Origin of the sequence: Trujillonella humicola, from assembly GCF_046233715.1 — a bacterium.
In the GTDB taxonomy this organism is placed as follows: Bacteria; Actinomycetota; Actinomycetes; order Mycobacteriales; family Geodermatophilaceae; genus Trujillonella; species Trujillonella humicola.
In genome coordinates this window covers 1-908 of sequence record NZ_JBJNRJ010000139.1, presented here as the reverse complement: position 1 = coordinate 908, position 908 = coordinate 1, and the positions used below count along the sequence as shown (strand labels likewise).

The window sequence follows — 908 nt, the reverse complement described above, 5'->3', positions numbered from 1 at the left end:
TGTGGGTGGGATGGTGCTGGGATTCCTTTGGTTGATGATGTCGCGAGTGTCAGCTCGCGGTTCTCGGCCATGTATCGAATTCATCTACGGAGAGTTTGATCCTGGCTCAGGACGAACGCTGGCGGCGTGCTTAACACATGCAAGTCGAACGGTGAACCTCTTCGGAGGGGATCAGTGGCGAACGGGTGAGTAACACGTGGGCAACCTGCCCCTGGCTCTGGGATAACTCCAAGAAATTGGGGCTAATACCGGATGTGACCGCTGACCGCATGGTCTGGTGGTGGAAAGATTTATCGGCTGGGGATGGGCCCGCGGCCTATCAGCTTGTTGGTGGGGTAGTGGCCTACCAAGGCGACGACGGGTAGCCGGCCTGAGAGGGTGACCGGCCACACTGGGACTGAGACACGGCCCAGACTCCTACGGGAGGCAGCAGTGGGGAATATTGCGCAATGGGCGAAAGCCTGACGCAGCGACGCCGCGTGGGGGATGACGGCCTTCGGGTTGTAAACCTCTTTCAGCAGGGACGAAGCCGTGAGGTGACGGTACCTGCAGAAGAAGCACCGGCCAACTACGTGCCAGCAGCCGCGGTAATACGTAGGGTGCAAGCGTTGTCCGGAATTATTGGGCGTAAAGAGCTCGTAGGCGGTTCGTCGCGTCGGCTGTGAAAACCTGAGGCTCAACCTCAGGCCTGCAGTCGATACGGGCGGACTTGAGTACTGCAGGGGAGACTGGAATTCCTGGTGTAGCGGTGAAATGCGCAGATATCAGGAGGAACACCGGTGGCGAAGGCGGGTCTCTGGGCAGTAACTGACGCTGAGGAGCGAAAGCGTGGGGAGCGAACAGGATTAGATACCCTGGTAGTCCACGCCGTAAACGTTGGGCGCTAGGTGTGGGGGCCATTCCACGGT

The 908-nt window shown here is 59.4% G+C and carries 1 rRNA gene; it reads left to right on the top strand.

Annotated features, from left to right (window positions below):
• Positions 1–83 precede the first annotated feature (83 nt).
• A 16S ribosomal RNA gene (locus ACK586_RS25445) occupies positions 84–908 on the top strand; the annotation flags it as partial.